Origin of the sequence: Acinetobacter sp. BY419 (genome assembly GCF_019038395.1) — a bacterium.
Classification (GTDB): domain Bacteria; phylum Pseudomonadota; class Gammaproteobacteria; order Pseudomonadales; family Moraxellaceae; genus Acinetobacter.
The window spans coordinates 57,068-81,096 of the sequence record NZ_JAGFXZ010000009.1; the positions used below are offsets into that span (position 1 = coordinate 57,068).

Consider the following 24,029-nt stretch of genomic DNA (forward strand, 5'->3'; position numbering starts at 1 on the left):
AGAGGGCAATGACATGCATTTACTAGAACCACGTGAACATCCATCTAAAATGATGAAGTGGCTTTCACCTGTCATTGCACTGGTTACCATGCTCATTGTAGGCAGCATTTTATTTTTAATTCTGGGCATCAATCCTGCCCAGGCAATGTATATCTTCTTTATTGAACCCTTGGCATCTTCTTATGGCTGGAGTGAACTGGCAGTCAAAGCCGGACCTCTCATCCTGATTGCCTTGGGACTAGCGGTCGGATTTCGTGCCAAGCTATTTAATATCGGCGCCGAAGGCCAGCTCACGATGGGAGCAATTTTTGGCGGTGGTATTGCGATTTTATTTCATGAGCAAATAGGCTGGTGGATTCTACCGTTAATGGTGCTCATGGGTGCACTCGGTGGGGCGCTTTGGGGAGCAATCCCGGCACTTTTGAAAACGCATTTCAATGCTGAAGAAACCCTGACTACATTGATGATGAATTATGTCGCGCTTTTTGTGCTGCTGTATTTGGTCAATGGGCCATGGCGTGATCCGGAAGGGATGAATTTCCCGCAATCTGTGATGTTTAGTGACAGTTCGACCTTGCCATTAATTATGGAAGGTACCCGGATTAATGCCTCTATTTTTATTACTTTACTGGCAGTGATGGTGTTTTGGGTCTTTATGCGTAAAAGCCTGACCGCTTATAAACTGGAAGTTAGTGGCCAAGCACCTTTGGCTGCTAAATATGCCGGTTTTTCCTCCTCAAAAGCCATTTGGATGAGTCTGGTGATATCCGGAATGATGGCGGGTATTGCCGGAATTTGTGAGGTCTCCGGACCTATTGGTCAGCTTAATCCTAACTTGTCTCCAGGTTATGGCTATGCAGCGATTATCGTAGCGTATTTGGGTCGTTTGAATCCGATTGGTATTGTGCTGTCGGGCTGCTTCATGGCACTGATTTATTTAGGCGGTGAAATGGCACAAATGCAATTACAGCTTCCGGTCGCGATTACCGGTATTTTCCAGGGCTTATTGTTGTTCTTCCTGCTGGCTTCCGATGCCTTGATTGAAAACCGTTACCGTTTTGCCAAAAAGAATGTTGTGCCTGTTCCTCAGTCCGCAGCAACCAGCTCTTAATCCAATGTTGTCTACAGTAGAAGGAAGCATGATATGGCTTTAGAATTAACCGCAATTCTTGCAGGTACTGTTGCAGCAGCAACGCCACTTATTTTTGCCGGTCTGGGTGAATTGGTGACACAGCGTAGTGGGGTGATTAATCTCGGGGTAGAAGGCATGATGCTGGTCGGTGCCATTGCCGGCTTTGCCTTTGCTGCACAATACGATGCCAGTGTGTTTAGTGCGCTATTGATGGGTGGTGTGGCAGGGATGCTGATGGCACTGATTTTTGCCTTTTTTACGCTGTCTTTAAGTACCAATCAATCCGCTTGTGGTCTAGCTCTCACTATTTTTGGACTGGGTATTTCCGCATTCTTGGGGCAGAACTACGTCAGTATGGCTTTACCCGGTTTAGCCAATTTTAACGTTCCCCTATTAGCAGATATTCCGGTATTGGGTCCGATTTTATTTCAGCAAAACTATGTGGTGTATCTGTCGATCTTGGCCTTTTTTCTGGTGTGGTTTGTCTTGGCGAAAACCCGTTTAGGTTTGCTGCTCAAGGCAGTGGGAGAATCACCGGAAAGTGCGCATGCCATGGGATATCACGTGTTGGCGATTCGTTATGGGGCAGTACTATTTGGTGGCCTAATGGCCGGTATTGGCGGTGCATTCTTATCGACTGTATATACGCCAATGTGGATTGAAAATATGGTTGCCGGGCGAGGCTGGATTGCAATTGCCTTGGTGGTATTTGCCGTATGGAAACCTACACGCTTAATGCTTGGTGCTTACCTGTTTGGTGGGGTGACCATTTTGCAATTTCATGCTCAGGCGCTTGGCATCAAAATCCCGACTGAGCTGCTTGCAGCATTACCGTATTTGGCCACTATCGTGGTGTTGGTCATAATCTCGCGGAATAAGAAAGTATTAAAAATGAACTTACCGGCTTCTTTAGGTAAAACCTTCGTACCCTAAACCACGCCCTGGTTAATAAAATAGAAAATATTTGAGTAGAAACAATGAAAATATTAACAGCAGCCTATGTGCTGACCATGAAGGCGAAAAATGAGTGTATTAAAAATGGCGCCGTATTAATTGATGATCAAAAAATCAAAGCCATTGGAACGAAGGCGGAGCTCATTCAGCAATATCCGCATGTGATCGTTCTGGATTATCCTCATGCGCTTTTAATGCCAGGTTTAATCAATACTCATTGTCATTCTGGGTTGTTAAGAGGTACAGCAGAAGGCCTGCCGGTATGGGACTAGCTTGAGCAGTTTATCGATCCAATGCATCGGGTACTGACAGCTGAAGATGCTAAAATCGCGTCCTATTTATGTTATGCAGAGGCGTTGTTGTCAGGTACCACGACCATTGTCGATATGTGGCGTTGTATGGATGGCAGTGCAGAAGCTGCGAAACAGCTCGGAATCCGTGCTGTTTTGGTACCTTATGTAGCAGAGCACCCTGACCACAACTATTTTGAAACCTTAAAAAGTAATGAAGCCTTAATTAACCGCTGGCATCAACAAGCTAATGGTCGAATTCAGGTATGGGTTGGCTTAGAACATCTGTTTTATGCAGAGGCACATGCGCTCAAACGTATCCAAAGCTTATGTCAGGATTATCAAACTGGCTTTCATACTCATAGTAATGAAAGCCAGTTTGATGTGCAGGAAAACCTGCGCCGCTATGGTGTACGTCCCATTCAAACATTGGAAAAACTGGGTCTTTTAGATGTGCCTCATACTTTATTGGCACATTGTGTCTGGGCAGATGCGAGTGAAATAAAGATTTTGAAAGCACACAATGTAGGTGTAGCGCATAATCCTATTTCAAATATGAAACTGGCATCAGGTGCTGCACCAGTAAATGCAATGCTGGAGCAGGGTATTGCTGTTGGTTTGGGTACCGATGGGGAAAAAGAAAATAATAATTTAGATATGTTTGAAGAAATGAAAACAGCGTCTTTGCTGGCTAAATTTTCTTCTTTAGATGCAGCTGCTCTAGATGCATGGTCTGTGTGCCAGATGGCAACATCCATAGGGGCAAAAGCCTTGGGGATGCAGGATCAAATCGGGAGTCTGGAAGTTGGGAAATTGGCCGACATTATTGCTGTAAATATTGCTACCCCCCGCATGACACCTTTGGTAGACGAAGGTAGGTTATTTAATTTGTATTCCAATCTTGTACATGCCGTACAAGGTCAGGATGTAGTGATGACCATGGTCGGCGGAAAAGTGGTCGCAGAGCATGGCAAATTACTAAATGCAGATCTACAAATCTTAATAGATGAAGTCAATCGAGTCACACCTTTACTGTTTAAGCGCCGTGATGCATGGATGGCACAAAAAGGGACAGCAGTGAATGAGTTGCATCGCGACTCATTAGAGGAGACTGAATAATAGTTTGAACAAAAAATTATGAAAATTTTATTCATGATTTTTATTAAAGCCTTCTAATGGGGTGGGTGCTTTTTGTGCCCATAAAGGGGAGGAGCAATGGTTTCAATATCATTTTTGGTAATGTAAGAATTTTTAATTATTAAATAAGACATAACAAAACCTGTATTCGATCTTTTCTACGTTATATACGATAGGTAAAATTGAATACAGTTTTCAATTTGGTTATGAGCTTTATAATTTAAAATAACTCCCATAAACTCATTTTTTATAAAAACACAATGTAAATATTATTTTGATTTATTAATAAAAATTACAATTACAACTGTAATTACAATTAAAAATGAATCCTGCAGGCTAATATGCCTTTTCAAGGCACTAAAAATTTATGATAGAGCAGAAATACTGAACTCATAAAATTATATGACGATGTATCAATAAAAAAGGTATTCATTATCATGCAAAACTCTCTATTAAATTTATCAGACAAAGTGGCTTTGGTTACCGGCGGTGCAGCAGGAATTGGCCATGCCTGTGCTCTTGTGCTTGCTCAAGCAGGGGCTAAGGTCATGATTGCGGACTTAAATCAAGAGATGGCCAATCAGGCCGCTCAAGAAATTCGTGAAAAAACAGGAGGTGAAGTCCAGTGTGTGGCTTGCAATATCTTGGAAGATGACAATCTTGTAAACGCCGTAGAAACCACCCTGAAAGCTTTTGGAGCCATCAATATATTAGTAAATAATGCGGGCGGCGGCGGCGGCGGTCGGGAATCACCTTCAAAAATTATGGTTGAGGACTTTATAAGAGACTTTAAGTTAAATGTATTTGCAGCATGGCGACTTTGCCAGCTGGTTGTTCCTTATATGAATGAAGCCGGATATGGCTCAATCGTCAATATTACCTCCATGAGTTCCATTAATAAAAGCCCAGCCATGAGTGGCTATGCCTCTTCAAAAGCTGCCCTTAATCATATGGGTGCCAACTTGGCCCACGATTTTGGACCTGTGGTCAGAATCAATGCGGTTGGCCCAGGCGCAATACGGACTGCTGCATTAGCAAAAGTACTTACGCCGGAAATTGAAAAAAAAATGTTAGCTCATACTCCTTTACAGCGTCTGGGTGAAGCTGAAGATATTGCAAACGCAGTATTGTTTTTTGCTTCTCCAATGTCTTCCTGGGTTTCCGGGCAAACATTATTCGTAAATGGTGGAGGAGAGCAGACTCTTGACTAATTTATAAACTATAAACTATAAACTTATTATATTATTCTAATTATTTAGTTTATAAAAATTTGCTGATATTTCATCATGACGCCCAAGATAGAAGGACTGATTGACCATTATTATTTAATGCATTTCAGTCCATCTTTTAAAGCGACCAGATCACGAATATCCTGTTTCATTTTTATACTGTTTTAATCATGTGTAATTCTTTTTCCTCTTTTACACTATATTAAATTAAGAATACCAACTCCTAAATTATTAAAATTTTCAGTTAGTTTTCAAAATCAATAATGCAGAATGAATTTTTATTATCAATTTTTTATCCTGCCCATGATCTATGCGAGAAAAATATGAACAACGAAGTATTAGGGTATGCTGCACATTCACCACAAAGTCCCTTGGTACCATTTAAGTTTGAACGCCGAATACCACGTGAGGATGATGTCGTGATCCAAATCGAATATTGTGGTGTTTGTCATTCCGATTTACACCAAGTCAGAAATGACTGGGGATTTAGTTTTTATCCCTTAGTACCGGGTCATGAAATAGTAGGATGCATTACGTCGATTGGTTCTAAAGTCACAAAATATAAAGTGGGTGATCTGGTAGGAATTGGCTGTATGGTGGATTCATGCCGAACCTGTTCAGCCTGCCATGCAGGACTAGAGCAGTATTGTAAAGAAGGGAATATTCAGACTTATGGCAGCCTCGATCGTTATGATCAGCGTCCAACTTATGGTGGTTACTCACAAACAATTGTCTGTGCTGAAGATTTTGTATTAAAGGTACCTGAAAATCTGGATACCAAGGCTGTGCCTCCACTGCTTTGTGCCGGAATTACCACTTGGTCACCTTTGCGTCACTGGAATATTGGAAAGGGCAGTAAAGTTGCAGTCGTGGGCTTAGGTGGTTTAGGGCATATGGCAATTAAACTGGCCAATGCTCTAGGTGCAGACGTGACATTATTTACCCGTTCCATAAACAAAGAACAGGATGCAAAACAGTTAGGTGCTCATAATGTAGTGTTATCAACAGATGAAGCTCAAATGAGTTCAGTCGTCAATCAGTTTGATTTAATTATAGATACCGTACCTTACAACCATGACCTGGAAGCTTATATTCCAACGCTCACCTTAGATGGAACTATCGTACTGGTTGGGTATCTAGGCGAAATTAGTGCAAATTCAGTTCCACTGATTATGGGAAGAAGATCGATTGCGGGTTCGGTGATTGGCGGGATTAAGGAAACTCAAGAATTGCTTGATTTTTGTGGAGAGCACCATATTGTTGCTGATGTGGAAATGATTGAAATGCACAATATCAATGAAGCTTTTGAGCGTATGTTAAAGAGTGATGTAAAATACCGTTTTGTGATTGATATAAAAACACTCTCTGAAAATTAATTCTGGTTTTTCTGTTATGCATTCTGGTGGCTTAGAGATTCAATACCACGATTTTGGCGATTGCTATCAATGCTGGCGACTTTAAGCCATTTCTAAGATTCATATTTTAAGCTAAAGTATCGTATAAAGCCTTTGAGCTACTCATAATGCATCAGCTGCTCCAACGTACTACGGGGTTGGGTCAAATACAAAAAAAAACCCTCACTCTTTCAAGCTTTAACCTGTTGCTCTCCATTTGGCTGGGCCTGGTATTAAACTTTAATTTTTATCAGAAGATACATCAACTTACACCCTATACCAGCTTCAAATCAGGGGTGTTTTTGGCTGCTACAGTCCTGGTCATTATTGGCTTTTACAATCTGGTATTGCAGTGGCTGAACTGGAAATGGAATGCCAGGATACTGGCCAGTGTCCTGATCATTCTGGGCGGCTTTAGTGCCTATTTTGTCAATAGTCTAGGGGTCATCATCACCCCCGACCAGATCCAGAATATGTTGCAGACCGATGCACGTGAAGTCCGTGATCTCTGGTCAATGCGACTGGTCATCTGGACACTGGTGTTTGTGATTCTTCCCCTTTGCATAGTCTGGATACTTAAAATTCAACCTGCATCATTAGGGCGTCAAGTGTTGCATAAAAGCCTCAGCAGTGTACTTTCAGCTGGCCTGATTCTGGGTTTATTATTCTGTTTCTATGTCGATTATGCAGCCATCTTCCGGGAGCATCGGGACCTCAAGGGTATGCTTTCCCCACAAAACAGTATTGCGTCTACTTTGTCTTATTATAAAAAGAAAGCACCTAAAATGAATTTACCTTTGGTGGCTTTCGGCGAAGATGCACATCTGCTTCAGCAGTCTCAAGTACCGACCCAACCCAAATTGATGGTGCTGGTGGTGGGAGAAACTGCACGTGCCGAGAGTTTTGCCTTAAATGGCTATGCACGAAATACTAATCCTGAACTGAGCAAGTTGCAGGTCATTAATTTTAATCAGGTGAGTTCCTGTGGGACTGCGACAGCCGTTTCATTACCCTGTATGTTTTCAGGAATGCCACGACAAGCCTATGATGAACAGTTGGCCAGCCACCGTGAAGGCTTACTGGATATCGCCCAGCGGGCTGGTTATCAGGTGACCTGGATTGACAACAACTCGGGCTGTAAAAGTACCTGTGACCGGGTGCAAAAATATCAGATTCCAGCACAACTGAAACAGAAGTGGTGTGATGCTGCAGGTGAGTGTTTTGATGAAATACTGGTGGATAGCCTGCAAGATTATCTGTCACATCTGGACAAAAACAATCAGACACCCCAGTTAATCGTCCTGCACCAGATGGGTAGCCACGGTCCGGCGTATTTCAAACGCTCCAAAGCGCCGTATCAGCCGTTTCAACCCACCTGTAATACCAATGCCATCCAGGGATGTAGCGCTGACGAGCTGAAGAATAGCTATGATAATTCCATTGTGTATACAGATTATGTCCTCGCTCAAATCATCAAAACTTTGGAGCAACAAAAACAGTATCAAACCGGTTTCTGGTATCTTTCTGATCATGGAGAGTCTACCGGAGAGCATGGCCTATATCTGCACGGTGCACCTTATAGAATGGCACCAACGCAGCAGACCCATGTCCCCATGCTGATGTGGTTCTCAGATGCCTGGCAGCAGCACAATACTCAGCAGGTGGACTGCCTTAAAGCACAGACCGAACAGGCGCGCAGTCACGACCATCTTTTCGCCAGTTTGTTAAGCTTGCTGGATATAAAAACGCAAGTGACTGATCCGGAAAATGATATGCTTGCACAGTGCTCATCATCATTAAAAAACAGAGCTTGAGATGCATAAAATTTTGATTATTGAAGACGACTTTATGATTGCCGAGTCGACTGAAACCTTAGCTGCATCAATTTGATGTGCAATGGGTGAACAATGGCATTGGTGGCTTAAAACAGTTACAACAACAGGCATATGATATTGTGCTGCTGGATCTTGGGCCTGCCGATGATGGATGGCATGCTGGTGCTTAAAATATCCGGCAGAAGTTTCCAAATTTACCCGTTTTGATTATTTCTGCACGGGACCAGTTACAAAACCGGGTGGATGGGCTAAATCAGGGGGCAGATGATTACCTGATTAAACCTTATGAGTTCGATGAGCTACTGGCCCGTATTTATGCCTTAATGCGCCGTAGTGGTTTAAAAAATTCAGGGGCGGCAGATACCAATAAGAAATTATCACATGGCGGTCTGGAACTGGATCTGGAGCAGCATATTGCCCAGCCCATGGCTAAACCTAAAATTATCGCAGCGATCAGAAAAAAATTGGCCCGCTTTTGGTTTGAAATGCGATAAACAAAATAGCCTGCCATCAAGGTAAAACCGCTGGATGCATGTCCCCCAGGGAAACAGTGTCCGGTAGTGGCACTAAAATCCCATAAAACACCATCATGAGTTGGAATGACCATATTCCAGGGGCAAGCATGGGCCGACTGAGATTTGAGAGTCCCAATCAAGGCTGTTGAAGATATCACTATACAAAAAAAATAGCCAAATTCCCAACGCCGTTCATGCCAGGATTGCCACTTTAATGATATTACCCAGCCGACAAAAACAACGATATACACCAGAATAAGCAGATCTTTGACATAACGATGATTTAATTCTGTGAGCGGCCAGTGTTGCCGGAGGGGAAATTGCCCTAATCATCAATGAAAGGATAAATCAGCTGTAAATCAATCGTTCCGCCTATTTCAAAAAAAATCCAGAGAATCAAAACACTGAAAATTAATAGCAATGTTTGTATTAGTAAAAACTGCGGACGCTCAGGTAGCATTTTAAATATTCCATTTTTGTAGCTATAGCAGGAGCGGGGATCAGATCGAGTGACCCACTAAAATGATGCCTCAGGTCAGGGCAATTAAACTGAGTGCCACAAACTGGGCGGCGCTGCCCATATCCTTGGCATTTTTGGATAACTCATGCGGTTCCATAGGTCCACCACGGCCTCAATGGCTGAGTTAATGAGTTCAACAATCAATGCTAGCAAGCACACGGCCACCATCAGCGCTTGTTCTACTCGGCTAACTGGCATGCAAAAGCTGAGAGAAATCAAAATAAGGTTGATCAGCAGGATCTGCCTAAAGGCCGCTTCATATCGAAAAGCTGTTTTAAAGCCGGCAAGGGAGTATCGGGTCGCATTTAAAATACGCTGGAGTCCCGCGGTCCCTTTATAGGGTGAACGGTAGAAGGACATATAGAAGTGATTCAGTTAATACGAGATATGATTAAATTAAATTTTTAAGCTTAAAAAGCTCTTAAAAAACGGATTTCTATTTAATTTTTTTATGAAAAAAGATTTTACATTTTGTTGAAGGAAATTAAGAATTTTTTAAGTTTGGAGTTTTATATTAAGTATTAAGTTATTTTTCTTGTTGATCTAGTTTCCCCCTAGAGTGCAAGTTCCCAATTCTCGTTTAGGTGCCTGCTTTTTTAGTTTAAGCAATTACACTTTAGGAAAAACCACTGATTATGAATACTAAACTGATCTGGTTATTTATAAATAATCTACAAATGACAAGTGAGTTAGTTATTTACATCCTTAAAAAAAACATTCAATCGACAACTAGAAAAACAAAAACAACTGTAGGTGCGATCCAATATTGATCAATTCATAAACAATATGCTGACTTGGTATTGCGGTTAGAAGAAGAAAGAAGAAAGAAGAAAGAAGAAAGAAGAAAGAAGAAAGAAGAAAGAAGAAAGAAGAAAGAAGAAAGAAGAAAATCTATCATATAGCCATGTTAATTGACTGCCTATAGATGAAATCATGGTCAATTCCACCTTTACATAAGTTTCATCGAATATGTCATGAGCTTAAATCTGTAAGATGACGCCGTAATGCTGGTATTGTGAATAGCTGTTAACTATCGTGAACTTTATGAAATGCTTGCCGAACATGGTGTGACTATTGATCACATATCGTGGAGATTCAATGCGATGCTCCTGAAATAGAAAATGCTTACACCAGCGCACAGTCTAAAGAATGATTTCGCACAACGTTACTGAAATTTAGACAGCAAGAAAAGCTCAAATACAGGCTATAAAATAGCAAGAGAATGTGGCAAAGAAAAAGAACAGATGCGAAAGGATGATAAGAAAAGAAAGATTTTATCAGCTCCTCCATGTTGAAAATTACTGAAGCAGATAGACAGGCGAGAGCAAGATTAATTACACAAATGGATCAGTATTTAACAGACAGACGTGATCATAAGCTGTTTAATTTACCCCTCACTGGAAATTAATTCATCTGAAATAATGCATCCATAGGAACGTAATATGAGACTTCTGATCGCTCTGTTTTTCCCCTGGTTACTGTTTTTTACGATAGGCAGACCATTCGCAGGAATGTTGTGTTTATTTCTTCAAATTACGATCCTGGGTTGGATCCCGGCTGCGATCTGGGCAGTATATGCTTTATCACAATATAAGACAGATGAAAAAATTAGAAGAGCGACTTATTCTTAGTGAATAGCTGACCTTACTTGGGGATATTTTTCAAAGTAAGGTGAGACTAGCTAGAATTCAGAGTTTAAGAATGAATTGTTTAATCAAATCATCTGTAGCCCTGATCAATTATGTGATATTAATCACACTTATCTATAAGTCAGCGATCGGATTTTAGGATTTGTGGGATGATTATTTGCTCAATAAGTGATCTAATCAGTTTCACAATAACAATAAATAATTATAAAAAATCAGAGGTAGGGATGATTTAACTCTCTAATTCTTAAGCATAAAAATAATTAAAATAAAGAATTAGAGAGTTATACTTTTCTTGTCATATGAATCCTAGGTTACACAAGGAATCAGGAGTTTTTAGTTATTCTGACTTAGACTCTTCTTTAGATTCATCTAACTGCTTTTTTTCATTAGACTTATTCCCAATTGGAATTTGACGCGACATATTTCCTTCATCAATATTGCGTTTCAAGTCGATTGCTAGTAAACCATTTTCATAATTAGCCTGTTGTACCTCCATGTTCTCATCTAAACGCAGTGAGAGTTTAAATGAACGCTTAGAGATACCTTTATGCAAGAATTCAACCGTTGAATCTGAACTTTCTTCTTCAGCGTTCCCGGTGATAACTAATAATTTATTTTCTACACTAATTTGAAGCTGGTCTTCATTAAATCCTGCAGTAGCAACAGAAATTCGATAATCATTTTCTCCTACTTTTTCAACATTATAAGAGGGATAATTAGGCGTAACAGTTTGCATGGCATAGTCAAATAAATCATTGAAACGATCAAAACCCATACTTCTGCGTAATAGTGGTGAAAGATTTGAATTGCTCATTAAAATTTCTCCAGAAAAAGAAAGCCTTATAGCCAGTATTTTTATACTGATACTCATAGATTTAATATACAGACGTAAAGCAGAATTTAAAGATTACTGCTTTTAAATTAATATAGAACAATAATTTTAACATTCAATACTTTTAATGTTTAATAAAATTAAATTTTGTGAGTCTTTTATTTTAAATTATTTTCATAATGCTGAATTAAATTTAAAAATTTGATTTATTTCAGGGTGCTTAAATTATTTTATCCATATAAATCAATGGATTTTTTTATTAAATGTCAATTTTAGTTCTAATAGCTAATTTAAAATTAATTTACTTATATTTATTAGATGCTTATCATAAAATACTTTTTTGTTTTATAATACCTAATAGTCTCTATTTCTTTTAATATGAAAACCTTAGCTATATTTTAAAATATTTATTTTATTAAATGACACGATTGTTGTTCATTATTAAATCAAGAAATAATAACGATAATTTTTGTAAAATCATTAACTTGAAATTTTTTAATGGTAAATTTTTTTATAAAAAATAAAACATTAATTTTTAGTTGAAATTAAAAGTGATAAATAACCTTTACTTCATAAGTAAAATATAAATTATTATCAAGATTATTATTAATTTAATAACTAATATTTTGAATAATAGCCGCTTAAATATCCTATTTTTTCATCCTAAAACTTTTAAATTTTTTGTATTCCATTGATGTACTTACACATAGATAATTCATTGAAACCGGTATTTTTTACCAAGTAGATTAAAGAGCTTATGAGTACTCAAGGTAATAAAGGAAAAAGTGGGGCTATCCGTGTAATTTATTACTGAGTCACAGAGGATGATCAGATCTTTTTCCTGGGAGCTTCATCTACAGTCAGTAAAATCACCTGATTGACTAAGAAATCTTAAACCTGCGTCATATAACGAAGGAGCAATTTCAAAGCTAACAACTTATTTGATGACCTGATTGCTTCAATCAAAGAAGCTGGTGCCATCAAATGCAATGAAATCAAGATAAGTCGAGTTACGGAGCTTGAATTTCACGATATTAAACAAGTATGAGAGAACTGGCTTAACCTAGGCTGAATTTTCTACACGCTTGCATATCAGTGTAAGAACTCTGCAAAATTGGGAGCAAGGCTGTCGCTATCTGACTGGTCGTGCAGCGACTTGAATCCGTATTCTTGATGCTCAGGGTGATTTTGAGCTTAAGAGTATTTTTTATAGTAAAAAAAATAGGGCTTTAAATTATTAAATCTACGTAAGAGTAGTACTTATATGAACTTATGATATGGTGCACTTCATTTAACTTATGTTCACCTAAAGTCTGATTCATATTTTTTTTAATTAAATAAACGTTAAATCTCAATAATATATATAAAAAATTTATAATTTTTAATAAAGTAAGTTCATGAACTATACGTTTTATTCCTTTATGTTCTGCCCAGATGAGTTTTCCGAAATTTAATTAATAAGCGCCTCTCTATACTTACCGACATAGTAATTTGATTGGTAATAGGTGGAAGAGGGATGTTCCCAGAATCAGAAATTGATAGAGAATCGATGGAGTTTGACGTAGTCATCGTAGGCGCAGGCCCTGCGGGTCTTTCTGCTGCGATCAAAATCCGTCAGCTTGCAATTGAAAACAACCTGAATGATCTGTCCGTTTGTGTCGTGGAAAAAGGCTCCGAAGTCGGTGCTCATATTCTTTCTGGTGCTGTACTTGAACCGCGTGCCATGAACGAGCTGTTCCCGAACTGGAAAGAAGAAGGTGCGCCTTTAAATGTACCTGTTACCGAAGATAAAACCTTCTTCCTGCTCTCTGATGAAAAATCACAAGAAGCTCCGCATTGGATGGTGCCAAAAACCATGCATAATGATGGCAACTATGTCATCTCACTGGGCAATGTGGTGCGCTGGTTAGGCCAGAAAGCAGAAGAACTGGAAGTCTCGATCTTCCCGGGCTTTGCTGCCTCTGAAATCCTTTACCATGAAGATGGTTCAGTCAAAGGTATCCAGACGGGTGACATGGGCATTGGTAAAGATGGCGAACCAACGCATAACTTCACTCCAGGTTACGAGCTGCACGCGAAATACACGATTTTTGCTGAAGGCTGCCGTGGCCACTTAGGTAAACGCCTGATCCAGAAATTCAACCTGGATAAAGATGCAGATCCACAGCATTACGGTATCGGCATTAAAGAACTATGGGAAATTGATCCTGCCAAGCACAAACCAGGTCTGGTCATGCATGGTGCTGGCTGGCCACTCAATGAAACCGGTTCTTCAGGTGGCTGGTGGTTATACCATGCGGAAAATAACCAGGTGACCCTGGGCATGATCGTGGACCTTTCTTATGAAAACCCACACATGTATCCGTTCATGGAAATGCAGCGCTGGAAAACCCATCCACTGATCAAGCAGTATCTGGAAGGCGGCAAACGTATTTCTTATGGTGCGCGTGCGGTAACTAAAGGTGGTTTTAACTCTCTGCCGAAATTCACTTTCCCAGGTGGTTCTTTAATCGGTGATGATGCGGGCTTCCTGAACTTTGCCAAGATCAAAGGCTCACATACTGCGATGAAATCCGGCATGCTCTGCGGTGAAGCGGTATTTGAAGCAATCAAGGCCGGTGTAGAGAAAGGCGGTGACCTGGCAGTTGCACGTGTAACTGAAGGCGAAGATTTCTTCGTGAAAGAATTGACTGCGTATACAGACAAGTTCAACAACAGCTGGTTGAAAGAAGAGCTGTATAGCGCGCGTAACTTTGGCCCTGCAATGCATAAGTTCGGTCAATGGATGGGTGGTGCATTCAACTTTATCGACCAGAACGTGTTTAAAGTACCATTTACCCTGCATAACCTGGTGCCAGACTTTAAGACATTGAAAACTGTTGATGCGGTGAACTTCAAGCCGAACTATCCAAAACCGGATGGCAAGCTGACTTTTGACCGCCTGTCTTCAGTGTTTGTATCGAACACCGTGCATGAAGAAAACCAGCCTGCGCATTTGAAACTGACCGATGCTTCAATTCCAGTGAACGTGAACCTGCCAAAATGGGATGAGCCAGCTCAGCGCTACTGCCCGGCGGGTGTATATGAAATCATGGAAAATGATGACGGTTCTAAACGCTTCCAGATCAATGCAGCCAACTGTGTACACTGCAAGACCTGTGACATCAAGGATCCTTCTCAGAACATCACCTGGGTAACACCGGAAGGTGCTGGTGGTCCAAACTATCCAAATATGTAATTTGGATAGTTCTTGTGAGGCAAGACCTCTCATACCCAAACATGTAGACGTTATTGAAACTCTTCATTTTTATTTTTTAGGTAAAAACAGCCTCTTCGGAGGCTGTTTTTTATAACTCATAAGAGTATGAGTTTTTAGCAATTAACCCTATCTATAAAAATGTATGCTGTGAAACATAGTTTGTAAGCATGATCATGAACTGATCCTACGACTTATTAATAAGCCAGTTTCTTTAGACGAAGAATATTTATTGCATATACTGTGCTTTTACAACAGGAGGTTGATATGCGCGATATTCCACCATTAAATGCCCTACGTACATTTGAGTGTGTTGCTCGACACAAAAGTTTTACCAAGGCTGCTGATGAGTTATACGTGAGCCAATCTGCTGTAAGTCGTCAAATTACTTTGATTGAAGAATATCTGGGAATTGAATTTTTTAAGCGGGAAAGATCAGGCATTAGCCTGACTGATGCTGGTGAAAAATACTATGCAGAAATAGGACCAGCTTTTAATAAAATTGCTATTGCCACCCGTGGTATGAGTTCATATCGCAAAAATAATGATATTGCATTACGCGTATATTCAACATTTGCAGCTAAATGGCTAGTGAGACGTTTACAGAAAATACATGCTGAAAACCCTAAATTACGCGTCAATATCAAGACCGCTGTTGCTCCCGTAGATTTTGCGACAGAGCATGTAGATGCATCTATTCAATTTGGAGATGGCAACTGGACTGATGTTGATAGCTATTTTTTATGTAGTGATGAGATCAGACCAGTATGCAGTCCATCATTAATTAGCCATTTAACTCGTCCGCCAGCTCCACAAGACGTAAATAAATATAAGCTTATACATTCAAACTATAGAAAATTAGATTGGACAGACTGGTTAGCTGCACAAAATATAGAAAGTTCCGAAACAGACCAGTTTATGCTCCCAAACTCGCTTTTAGCCTATCAGGCAGCCATTGATGGAATTGGTATTGCAATGGCACAGACTAAACTCGTAGAACAGGAAATCGAAAATGGTAGTTTGGTTTATTTCTCAGACTATGTGCTGAAACGTGACATGGGGTATTACCTTGTTGTTCCACAAAACTCACCAAAATTAGAAAAAATTATTGAACTAAGGGATTGGTTGATCGAAGAACTTAATTAAAAGGATGTAAAGAATATATGACGACACTCATTCAGAAATATGCTGAGTATGCTGCATTAGAAGCAAAGCGAGATCTCTCTCCAGAGACACTTCATCATGCGAAACGTGTTGTACTTGACTGGTTCTCAGCTTTATATCCAGGAATTGTGAGTGATGTAGGTACAAGAATTATTGCCACCTTTGAAGATGAACTGGGTGTAGGTAAAAGTCGTATTCCAAGCTTAGACAAAACAGGTTTTTCTTCTTCAGCTGCTTGGATATTAGGTACAACATCCCATGCAATCGAATTCGACGACATTTTCAGAGATGCAGTTTACCATCCTGGGGTACCGGTGATTAGTGCAGCGCTTGCGATTGCTGATGAATATGAGCGTAGCGGTTTGGATTTCTTAAAAGCAGTAGTAATAGGTTATGAAGTCTCAACCCGCTTAGGTGCAGCAGTACAGCCTTCGCATTATTCCTATTTCCATACTACAGGCACAGTAGGTGCTATCGGTAGTGCAGCGGCTGCAGCATTTTTAATTAATCCGCATGACCAAAATATATTTGCTCATGCAGTAGCAACGGCAACTACGTTTGCCTCAGGTTTGCAACAAGCCTTCCGATCTGATGCGATGACTAAGGCTTTACATGGTGGACATGCTGCTTCGATTGGCGTTACAGCAGCTAAATCTGCTGCTAAAGGCATTACCGGTGCTTTAGATATTTTGGAAGGAGAGGTGGGATTTGGTGCAGCTCTATCTAAAAATCCTAATTGGGATAAAGCTGTAGCTGGACTAGGTGTTGACTATAATGTGTGTAAAATGACACAAAAAAATCATGGTTGTTGTGGTCATACTTTTGCGGCAATTGATGGTGCTATCGCCATCCGTCAAATCCTGCTGGAAAAAGGTGTATCCTTTTCCGATGTTGAAAACATTACCGTTCGAACCTATCAAACCGCATTAGATGTGACCGGTAATTTTAATCCTGAATCTGCATTCCAATGCCGTTTCAGCTTACCTTATGTGGTATCTCATGGATTCCTGTATGGCAGCGTTCGATTAAATGCTTTTGCGGATGAGCAAATGGCATCACCAGAAACACGTGAGTTAATGAAGAAACTCACTTTAGAAAGTGATGAAGAATTAACTTCTAAATTTCCAAATCAACGCGCAGCTAAAGTAAAAGTCACTCTCAAAAATGGTCAAACATTTGAGCACTTCTCACCATGTCGAAAAGGCGATCCTGAAGCACCATTAACAGATGGAGATTTAGATCATAAATTCTTTGAGTTGGTGGATGGTGTCATCACAGCAGAACATGCGAAAGAACTAAGAAATCAAATTTGGTTATTAGATAAGATCAATATTAATTCATTAAAAATTTAATTAATTTTAAGGTATTTGGAATTATGGAATTTCAAATACCTATTAACAAACACATATTCAGCTAAAGTCCTACCGAAATGCTTGATAAAAAAATCGATTCCAATACTAGAAATAATGAATTTACATTAGGGATAATAGGACTATCCATCGCTATTTTTATGTCTAACTTAGACATAGCAGTGATTAATCTTGCTCTACCTCATATTAGTAATGAATTAAATATATCTTTTGTTGTATCTATTTGGGCCATTACTAGCTATCAATTGGTAATGGCTGCGTTAATTTTACCTTTAGCTGTTTTAGCAGATAAATTAAGTTATAGACGTATTTTTCAAATAGGTTTAATTATATTTACTACCGCTTCATTCTTTTGTGGTTCTGCCCAAACAATTGAACAGCTTATCTGGGCACGTGCTTTGCAGGGCTTAGGTGCAGCAGCGATCCTTGCCACTAATATTGCTTTAATTCGTCAACTTTATCCTTCAGAAAAATTAGGCCTAGGCTTAGGAATTAATGCATTTCTTTTGGCACTTGGCTTCGTTACTGGGCCTGTTATCGCCTCCATAGTACTGTCGCACTTCCATTGGTCCTGGATATTTTTGTTAAATATTCCTATGGGTATAGTCAGTTACTTTTTATGTCACCGTATTCCTAAAGATAAAGTACATAAACTTAGAAATATCAATATATTATCAACACTGTTAAGTATGGTGATGTTTTCGAGTATTATTTTTGCTTTAGCTAGTTTCTCTATTTCAAACTCCCTAAAAAATACAGGAATATTTCTAAGCATCGGAATTATTTCGGGTATTTTATTGTATCTAAGGGATAAAAATCACAAGTATCCAATTTTTCCGATCGATCTATTTAAGAACTCCATCTTCAGCTTTTCTTTAATTACAGCTTTTTTTGGATTTGTAACCCAAGGCGTAGCTTTAGTTGCCTTACCTTATATATTTTTTTCATTAAATTACTCCAAACAGGAAATTCCTCTATTTATTCTTGCCTGGCCACTTATGGGGGCAATTACTGGGCCAGTGGCAGGAATGCTTTCTAACAGAATTTCACCGGCTTATTTAGGCGGTGCTGGACTTCTGCTTATAGCAGTTGGGCTAGGGAATATTGCTTATTTTACAGATGAATTACCTCAATATATTATTTTCATAATAATGCTTTTTTGTGGAATAGGTTTTGGACTATTTTTTGCGCCTAATCAACGTATGCTTATGTCAAACTTAGCTATGAGTAGGAGTGGGATTGCTGGGGGTATGCTCAATATATCAAGGATTATAGGACAGACCGTGGGCACATCCGTAGTTGCGATAAGTATACATTTTTCTTCTAATAGTTTAGTAGCAATACTTGTGTTAGGTGCATTAGCTGCATTTTGTGGAAGCTTAGCGAGTCTTTATAGACTTAAATATTCTGATTAAATGATCGTAGTTCTAGCTGAATAAAACATAAGATTTAAAAAATATTAAACCGAGTTAATTAATTCGGCTTAATATTTTTTATGATTAAAGCTGTTCAGAAATGTTATTTCAGGAAGCTATTCTAACCGTCTTGATCTTCAAGAACTCATGAATACCTTCGGCACCACCTTCAGTACCTAAACCACTATCTTTCACTCCACCAAAAGGTGTTTCAGGTAAAGAAGCCTGCCAATCGTTAATACTAATTACACCGCTTTCAATTTCATTTGAAATGCGTTCAATGTAACTAAAATTGTTGGTAAAGGCATAAGCCGCCAAGCCAAATGGCAGACGATTTGCTTCTTGCAGAGCTTCATCCAAATCACTAAAAGATCTTAAAATAGCAATGGGACCAAAGGGTTCTATATGGTTGACTTGAACTTCTAAGGAAGGCTGAATCAGCACTGTCGGCGCATAAAAATAGCCCGATAAATCCTGCAATTGTTCTCCACCAGTGGCAACTTCGACCCCAAGATCACGTGCATTTTTCACCAGGTCATCAATTGCTTTTAAACGACGGGCATTTTTTAATGGCCCCATTTGGGTTTGAGCATCAAATGGATTGCCCACTTTAATCTGCTTGGTGTGTTCTACAAACTTTTGGCTAAATTCATTAAATATAGATTCATGAATCAGGAAGCGAGTAGGGGAAGTACAGACTTGCCCTGCATTACGGTATTTTGCTGCAACAGCAGCTTTTGCTACTTTTTCAACATCTACGTCCTCACAGATAATCACAGGTGCATGACCGCCCAGCTCTAGGGTGAGTTTTTTCAGGTGCTTTGATGCTTTTTCTGCAAGTGCTTTACCAATAGAAGTCGCACCAGTAAAGGTAATCACCGCAATATCCGGAGATTCACACAGAATATTCGAGATGTCCTCTGGATTGCCAAACACCATATTGACGACACCTTTGGGAAAATCCAATTCATCAATAATCTGTGCAATTTTTAGCGCGATACCGGCAGTTTCTTCAGAAGGTTTAATCACAATTGAACAGCCAGCAGCAAGTGCCGCACTAATTTTTCTTGCTGGAGTAATTGCTGGAGCATTCCATCCAGAAAATGCAGCCACTACACCCACAGGTTCATAAACAACAGTTTGTTTAATACCTGCTGTACGTGGCGCAATAGTTTTACCGTAAATTCGGCGTGCTTCTTCACTGGCCCAGTCAAACATTTCGGCAGCAGTTTGTACTTCCTTTTTAGCTTCTTGCAGGGGCTTACCCAGTTCTAATGAAATCTGCTCTGCAAGTTCATCCACTTGTGCATATATACGATTGGCAATTTTACGAATCAGCACTGAGCGTTCATAAGCTGTTTTTTTACGCCAAGTTTCGAATGCATCTGAGGCAGATCGAATGGCTTCTTCAATATCTGTTGCAATCGTAAACTTTAATTTTCCCAGGGATTCTAGGGTAGAAGGGTTCAGGACATCGTATACATTTTCGGAAGATCCCTCACGAAAATTTCCTGAAATATACTGGCTGTATTGCATATCAAAAGGCTCTAAAAATTATTGTTTTCAAGAAATGAAATCTATTAAATTCGGATTTTATCGATCTGGTTTACTTCAGCCCAAAAATCTGTCATTGAGGAAGTATCTTGACCATCTTTACCCGCATGACGTGCAAGCTGGAACATGTTACGCACTACGTTACCAACTGGAAGGGAAATGCCTGTAGATTGAGCAGCTTGGCAAGCTAAGGTTAAATCTTTGAAACCCAGAGCAATATCAAAGCCGGGCGTTAAATCATTATTCAGCACTTTTTGTGGCCATTTTTCCTTGAGCTGACCATTTGAAGCTGTAGTGCCAGTAAGTACATCAAAAGTCTTTTTCGTATCTAAGCCTAAACCTTGAGCGAGTACCAGCGCTTCAGAGTTAAGCTGGCAATAACATAACACCATTAAATTATTAATGAGTTTCATACGTGTTCCGGCACCTGGCTCGCCACAATGCAAAACAGTTGTACCCATTTTTAAAAGTAAATCTTGGAGATAGTCAAAATCAGATGCTTCCGCACCCAGCATAAAAAGTGACTTACCTTCATCTGCATGAGCAGCCAGACGACCAACAGGGGCATCTGCAAATTTAATATTCTTTTCTTTTGCATGTTGATATAGCAAATCAACAGTGTCTGTATCGATCGTACTTAATTCGATTAAGTATTTACCTTCACTCAAATTCGCTAAAATGCCATGATCACCTAGGATCACATCTTTGGATTGTTTAGGTCCAGGTAGCATGGTGAAGACTACATCTACATCCTTTGATATGTCTTGGATGTTTTCAGCTTTCTTTCCGCCTAGTTGAATAAATTTTTCAATTTGGGTTGGGTTTAAATCAAATGCAATTACGTCTAATCCATTTTTAACTAAGTGTGAGGCTAGTGGGAATCCCATACGTCCTAAGCCAATGAATCCAATTTTCATACAACATCCTTTATCTAATAGTGTTCATTATGCAACTTGACTATGACAAAAAAGAAAAACGACTTAAATACCGATTTGGAATACCTCTATGAGTTAAAGGAAAGCAAATATATTTTATTTAATAATTTCAATGTTTTAATTTTATTAAAATAGACAAGAACGATAAATCTCATAGCTGCATGACTTTTTCGAAACTCAAAGCAAAATTTTAAAAATACTCTTACTCATAGCTTGATAGGAGTAGAAAAAACATGGATTTCAATTTAACGGAAGAACAAGTTGCATTTGCAGATTCAGTACGCAAATTTGCACAGAAAGAATTGGCAGATGGGGCATTAGAACGTGCCCATTCTCATGATTATCCATGGGAAATTGCGGCCAAGCTGGCAGAAATGGGCCTGATCGGTATCACTGTCAAAGAAGAAGATGGCGGTATTGGCGGCACCTTGATGGATGCTGTGATTGCCATTCAGGAACTTGCTTTAGTCTGCCCAAAAAGTGCTGACGTGGTTCAGGCTGGTAACTTTGGTGCGATCCGTACCTTCGCAGAATATGCTTCTCCTTACCTGAAAGAGAAATATCTTCCAGATCTATTGGCATGTAAAAAACTGCTTGCTTTAGGTATGAGTGAGCCAGGTGCAGGTTCATCAGTGACTGAACTGAAAACTTCAGCAGTTGAAGATGGTGATCACTACATCATCAATGGTTCCAAAGTCTTCTCTACACACAGTCCACATGCTGATACTTTCTTGATTTATGTCCGCTTTGGCGAAGGTCTGGATGGCATCGGATCAGTGATGATTGACCGTGGTACAGCAGGTTTTGAAGTTGGTCAGCCTTCAGCATTTATGAGCGGTGAAGAGTGGTGCCAACTGTACTTTGATAACTGTCGTATTCCAAAAGAAAACGTATTGCTTGGTCCAGGTGGCTTTAAAAAGCAGATTTCAGGTTTCAACGTTGAACGTATTGGCAATGCATCACGTGCATTGGCTTTAGGACGTCATGCTTTTAATGTTGCTCGTCAACACTGCTTAGATCGCGAACAGTTTGGTAAAGCCTTATGTGAGTTCCAAGGTCTGCAATGGAAGTTTGCAGAAATGGCATTGAAGCTAGAAAGTTCACAGCTACTTCTTTACCGTGCTGCGATTAATTCCGATGGCGGTTTGCCGTCAGCTTATGAGACGAGTATTGCGAAACTGTCTTGCAACTTGACGGGTTGGGAAGTCTCTAACGAAGCACTTCAAGCGATGGGAGGATATGGCTATTCAACTGAGTCACTGGTTGAGTACTGCGTGAAACGTACCCGTGGCTGGATGATTGCTGGCGGTTCAATTGAAGTATTAAAGAATCGAATTGCAGAAGATGTATTTGGTCGTCGTTTTAATCAAAGGGCGAAATAAAGCTTGGTGATTATTAAATAAAAAATTAAATTATGCGTTGCAAAGGATATGAATCATGCATATGGAAAATACTGCAGGAAGTGCAGAAGGTAATAAAAAGTGGAAACTTGCATTTATATTATGTTTTTTAGCCTTAGTTGTTGATGGCGCAGACGTAATGATGCTGTCACTCAGTTTAAAAAGCATCAAAGATGATTTTGGCTTGACTGGAGTTGAAGCTGGTATGCTCGGAAGTGTCACCATCCTTGGTATGGGACTAGGCGGTATTTTCGGGGGGTGGTGTAGTGATAAATTTGGTCGTGTAAAAGCGATTGCAGCGAGTGTCCTTTTATTTTCAGTACTCACTGCTTTATTGAGCTTTACTCAAAATGTTTGGCAATTCGGTATTTTACGTTTTATTTCAGGTGTTGGTTTAGGTACTGTGTATATTGTATCGGCAGGTTTGATTTCTGAATATGTACCTACAAAACATAGAACGACAATTATTGCCACCCTACAAACAGGTTGGACTTTTGGTTATATAGTTGCATCTCTGATGGCTGGAGCAATTATTCCTGATCATGGATGGCGCTTAATGTTCTTGTTAAGTGGCTCAGCTATTATTCTTTCATTCCTTTTATATTATTTCGTACCAGAATCTGAATCATGGCAGGCGGAAAGAGATCGTAAACTTTTAGCTAAAAAGACTAATCCACAAGATACATCCTTTGGCTTTAAGCTGATTTTTAAAGATAAGGCTGTTTTTAAAGTTCTATTACTGTGGATTTCTGCAAGTATGCTGCTTCATTTAGGTTATAACGGTGTGAATCATTGGATGCCAACCTATATTGAAACCGAAATGGGCCTTAACTATAAATCAATGACTTATTATATGATTGCTAGTTATAGTGCAATGGTATTTGGTAAGATCAGTGCAGGTATTATTTCTGATAAATTCGGGCGTCGATTTGCATTCATGTTTGGTTGTATAGCTACAGCAGCGTGTTTAGTTTCAATCGTCTTGTTTGCTAGTCCTACCAATATTATTTATTTCTTGGCACTTTTTGGATTCTTATATGGTATCCCATTTGGTGTATATGCAACATTTATGAGCGAAAGCTTCCCAACTGCAGCGCGTGGCACAGCTATGGGTACAGCACATAATATGGGACGTATTGGTTCGGCTACTGCACCTATCTTAGTCGGTGCAATTGCAGCAAGTGAATCAATTGGATATGGTTTCTTGATTCTAGGATTCTTCTATCTAATTAGTATTTTACCAATTATATTTATTCGTGAAAAAATGTTTGATCCATCAGCAAAGGCAGTTGTAGAGCCACAACCAGCAAAGTAATCTAAAAATTAAAAAAAGCGCTCTAAAGAGCGCTTTTTTTAATTTTACATTTTCTCAAATAAGTCATAGCGTGATGATTTATTTGAAAACACAGAAGCGATAAAACACCTATTCTAGAACTATAAGATATGTT

The 24,029-nt window shown here is 39.5% G+C and carries 15 protein-coding genes and 5 pseudogenes; 15 read left to right on the top strand and 5 right to left on the bottom strand.

The features are described 5' to 3' along the window. The first annotated feature begins 13 nt into the window (after positions 1-13). The 7 genes and pseudogenes from KUG37_RS05380 to KUG37_RS05410 form a co-directional block, all read left to right on the top strand. The gene (locus KUG37_RS05380; protein ID WP_216940274.1) at positions 14-1,111 is read left to right on the top strand and encodes an ABC transporter permease; all 1,098 of its coding nucleotides are present in this window, start codon (positions 14-16) and stop codon (positions 1,109-1,111) included. A gap of 33 nt (positions 1,112-1,144) precedes the next feature. Next, positions 1,145-2,065 carry an ABC transporter permease gene (locus tag KUG37_RS05385; protein WP_216940275.1) on the top strand — a complete coding sequence of 307 codons (921 nt, stop codon included), beginning with the start codon at positions 1,145-1,147 and terminating at the stop codon, positions 2,063-2,065. A gap of 44 nt (positions 2,066-2,109) precedes the next feature. Continuing rightward, a pseudogene (locus KUG37_RS05390) lies at positions 2,110-3,495 on the top strand (amidohydrolase family protein). A gap of 455 nt (positions 3,496-3,950) precedes the next feature. Beyond that, the gene (locus tag KUG37_RS05395; protein WP_216940277.1) at positions 3,951-4,724 is read left to right on the top strand and encodes a glucose 1-dehydrogenase; all 774 of its coding nucleotides are present in this window, start codon (positions 3,951-3,953) and stop codon (positions 4,722-4,724) included. Positions 4,725-5,065: 341 nt separating this feature from the next. Further along, a complete protein-coding gene (locus tag KUG37_RS05400) occupies positions 5,066-6,118 on the top strand; it encodes an NAD(P)-dependent alcohol dehydrogenase (protein ID WP_216940278.1) in 1,053 nt (350 codons plus the stop codon). Between the two features lie 146 nt (positions 6,119-6,264). Beyond that, positions 6,265-7,950: a phosphoethanolamine transferase gene (locus KUG37_RS05405; RefSeq protein WP_216938204.1), complete on the top strand. Its 1,686-nt coding sequence runs from the start codon at positions 6,265-6,267 to the stop codon at positions 7,948-7,950. A gap of 1 nt (position 7,951) precedes the next feature. After that, positions 7,952-8,390 (top strand): annotated as a pseudogene (locus KUG37_RS05410) (response regulator transcription factor); the annotation flags it as partial. On the opposite strand, the pseudogene KUG37_RS14700 reads toward KUG37_RS05410, so the two are convergent. Beyond that, positions 8,387-8,946 (bottom strand): annotated as a pseudogene (locus tag KUG37_RS14700) (hypothetical protein); the annotation flags it as partial. The pseudogenes KUG37_RS05410 and KUG37_RS14700 overlap by 4 nt on opposite strands. A 70-nt stretch (positions 8,947-9,016) precedes the next feature. After that, positions 9,017-9,366 (bottom strand): annotated as a pseudogene (locus KUG37_RS05415) (diacylglycerol kinase). A gap of 1,082 nt (positions 9,367-10,448) precedes the next feature. Here KUG37_RS05415 and KUG37_RS05420 point away from each other — a divergent pair. Further along, positions 10,449-10,637 carry a YqaE/Pmp3 family membrane protein gene (locus tag KUG37_RS05420; protein ID WP_216938206.1) on the top strand — a complete coding sequence of 63 codons (189 nt, stop codon included), beginning with the start codon at positions 10,449-10,451 and terminating at the stop codon, positions 10,635-10,637. A 355-nt stretch (positions 10,638-10,992) separates the two neighbouring features. On the opposite strand, the gene KUG37_RS05425 is transcribed toward KUG37_RS05420, so the two are convergent. Then, a complete protein-coding gene (locus tag KUG37_RS05425; protein ID WP_216938208.1) occupies positions 10,993-11,469 on the bottom strand; it encodes an Hsp20 family protein in 477 nt (158 codons plus the stop codon). Between the two features lie 967 nt (positions 11,470-12,436). Between KUG37_RS05425 and KUG37_RS05430 the strand changes: the two are divergent. The 5 genes and pseudogenes from KUG37_RS05430 (at position 12,437) to KUG37_RS05450 (ending at position 18,692) form a co-directional block, all read left to right on the top strand. Beyond that, positions 12,437-12,647: pseudogene (locus KUG37_RS05430) on the top strand (helix-turn-helix domain-containing protein). Positions 12,648-13,003: 356 nt separating this feature from the next. Next, entirely contained in the window at positions 13,004-14,725 is a 1,722-nt protein-coding gene (locus KUG37_RS05435; protein ID WP_216937318.1) for an electron transfer flavoprotein-ubiquinone oxidoreductase, read from the top strand. A gap of 285 nt (positions 14,726-15,010) precedes the next feature. Then, positions 15,011-15,889 carry a LysR substrate-binding domain-containing protein gene (locus tag KUG37_RS05440; RefSeq protein WP_216937316.1) on the top strand — a complete coding sequence of 293 codons (879 nt, stop codon included), beginning with the start codon at positions 15,011-15,013 and terminating at the stop codon, positions 15,887-15,889. A 17-nt stretch (positions 15,890-15,906) separates the two neighbouring features. Continuing rightward, positions 15,907-17,259, top strand: coding sequence for an MmgE/PrpD family protein (locus tag KUG37_RS05445; protein WP_216937314.1), 1,353 nt, complete (start codon positions 15,907-15,909; stop codon positions 17,257-17,259). Positions 17,260-17,336: 77 nt separating this feature from the next. Then, complete coding sequence (locus tag KUG37_RS05450; protein ID WP_216937304.1) at positions 17,337-18,692, top strand: MFS transporter; 1,356 nt, start codon at positions 17,337-17,339, stop codon at positions 18,690-18,692. Positions 18,693-18,800: 108 nt separating this feature from the next. Here KUG37_RS05450 and KUG37_RS05455 read toward each other — a convergent pair whose 3' ends face one another. Together KUG37_RS05455 and KUG37_RS05460 are read right to left on the bottom strand one after the other, a co-directional pair. Next, positions 18,801-20,228: an NAD-dependent succinate-semialdehyde dehydrogenase gene (locus tag KUG37_RS05455; protein WP_216937302.1), complete on the bottom strand. Its 1,428-nt coding sequence runs from the start codon at positions 20,226-20,228 to the stop codon at positions 18,801-18,803. A 44-nt stretch (positions 20,229-20,272) separates the two neighbouring features. Next, a complete protein-coding gene (locus KUG37_RS05460) occupies positions 20,273-21,163 on the bottom strand; it encodes an NAD(P)-dependent oxidoreductase (protein WP_216937300.1) in 891 nt (296 codons plus the stop codon). Between the two features lie 251 nt (positions 21,164-21,414). Here KUG37_RS05460 and KUG37_RS05465 point away from each other — a divergent pair, with 251 nt between their 5' ends. Together KUG37_RS05465 and KUG37_RS05470 are read left to right on the top strand one after the other, a co-directional pair. Beyond that, entirely contained in the window at positions 21,415-22,563 is a 1,149-nt protein-coding gene (locus tag KUG37_RS05465) for an acyl-CoA dehydrogenase family protein (RefSeq protein WP_216937298.1), read from the top strand. Positions 22,564-22,624: 61 nt separating this feature from the next. After that, a complete protein-coding gene (locus tag KUG37_RS05470; RefSeq protein WP_216937320.1) occupies positions 22,625-23,896 on the top strand; it encodes an MFS transporter in 1,272 nt (423 codons plus the stop codon). The last annotated feature ends 133 nt before the right edge of the window (positions 23,897-24,029 follow it).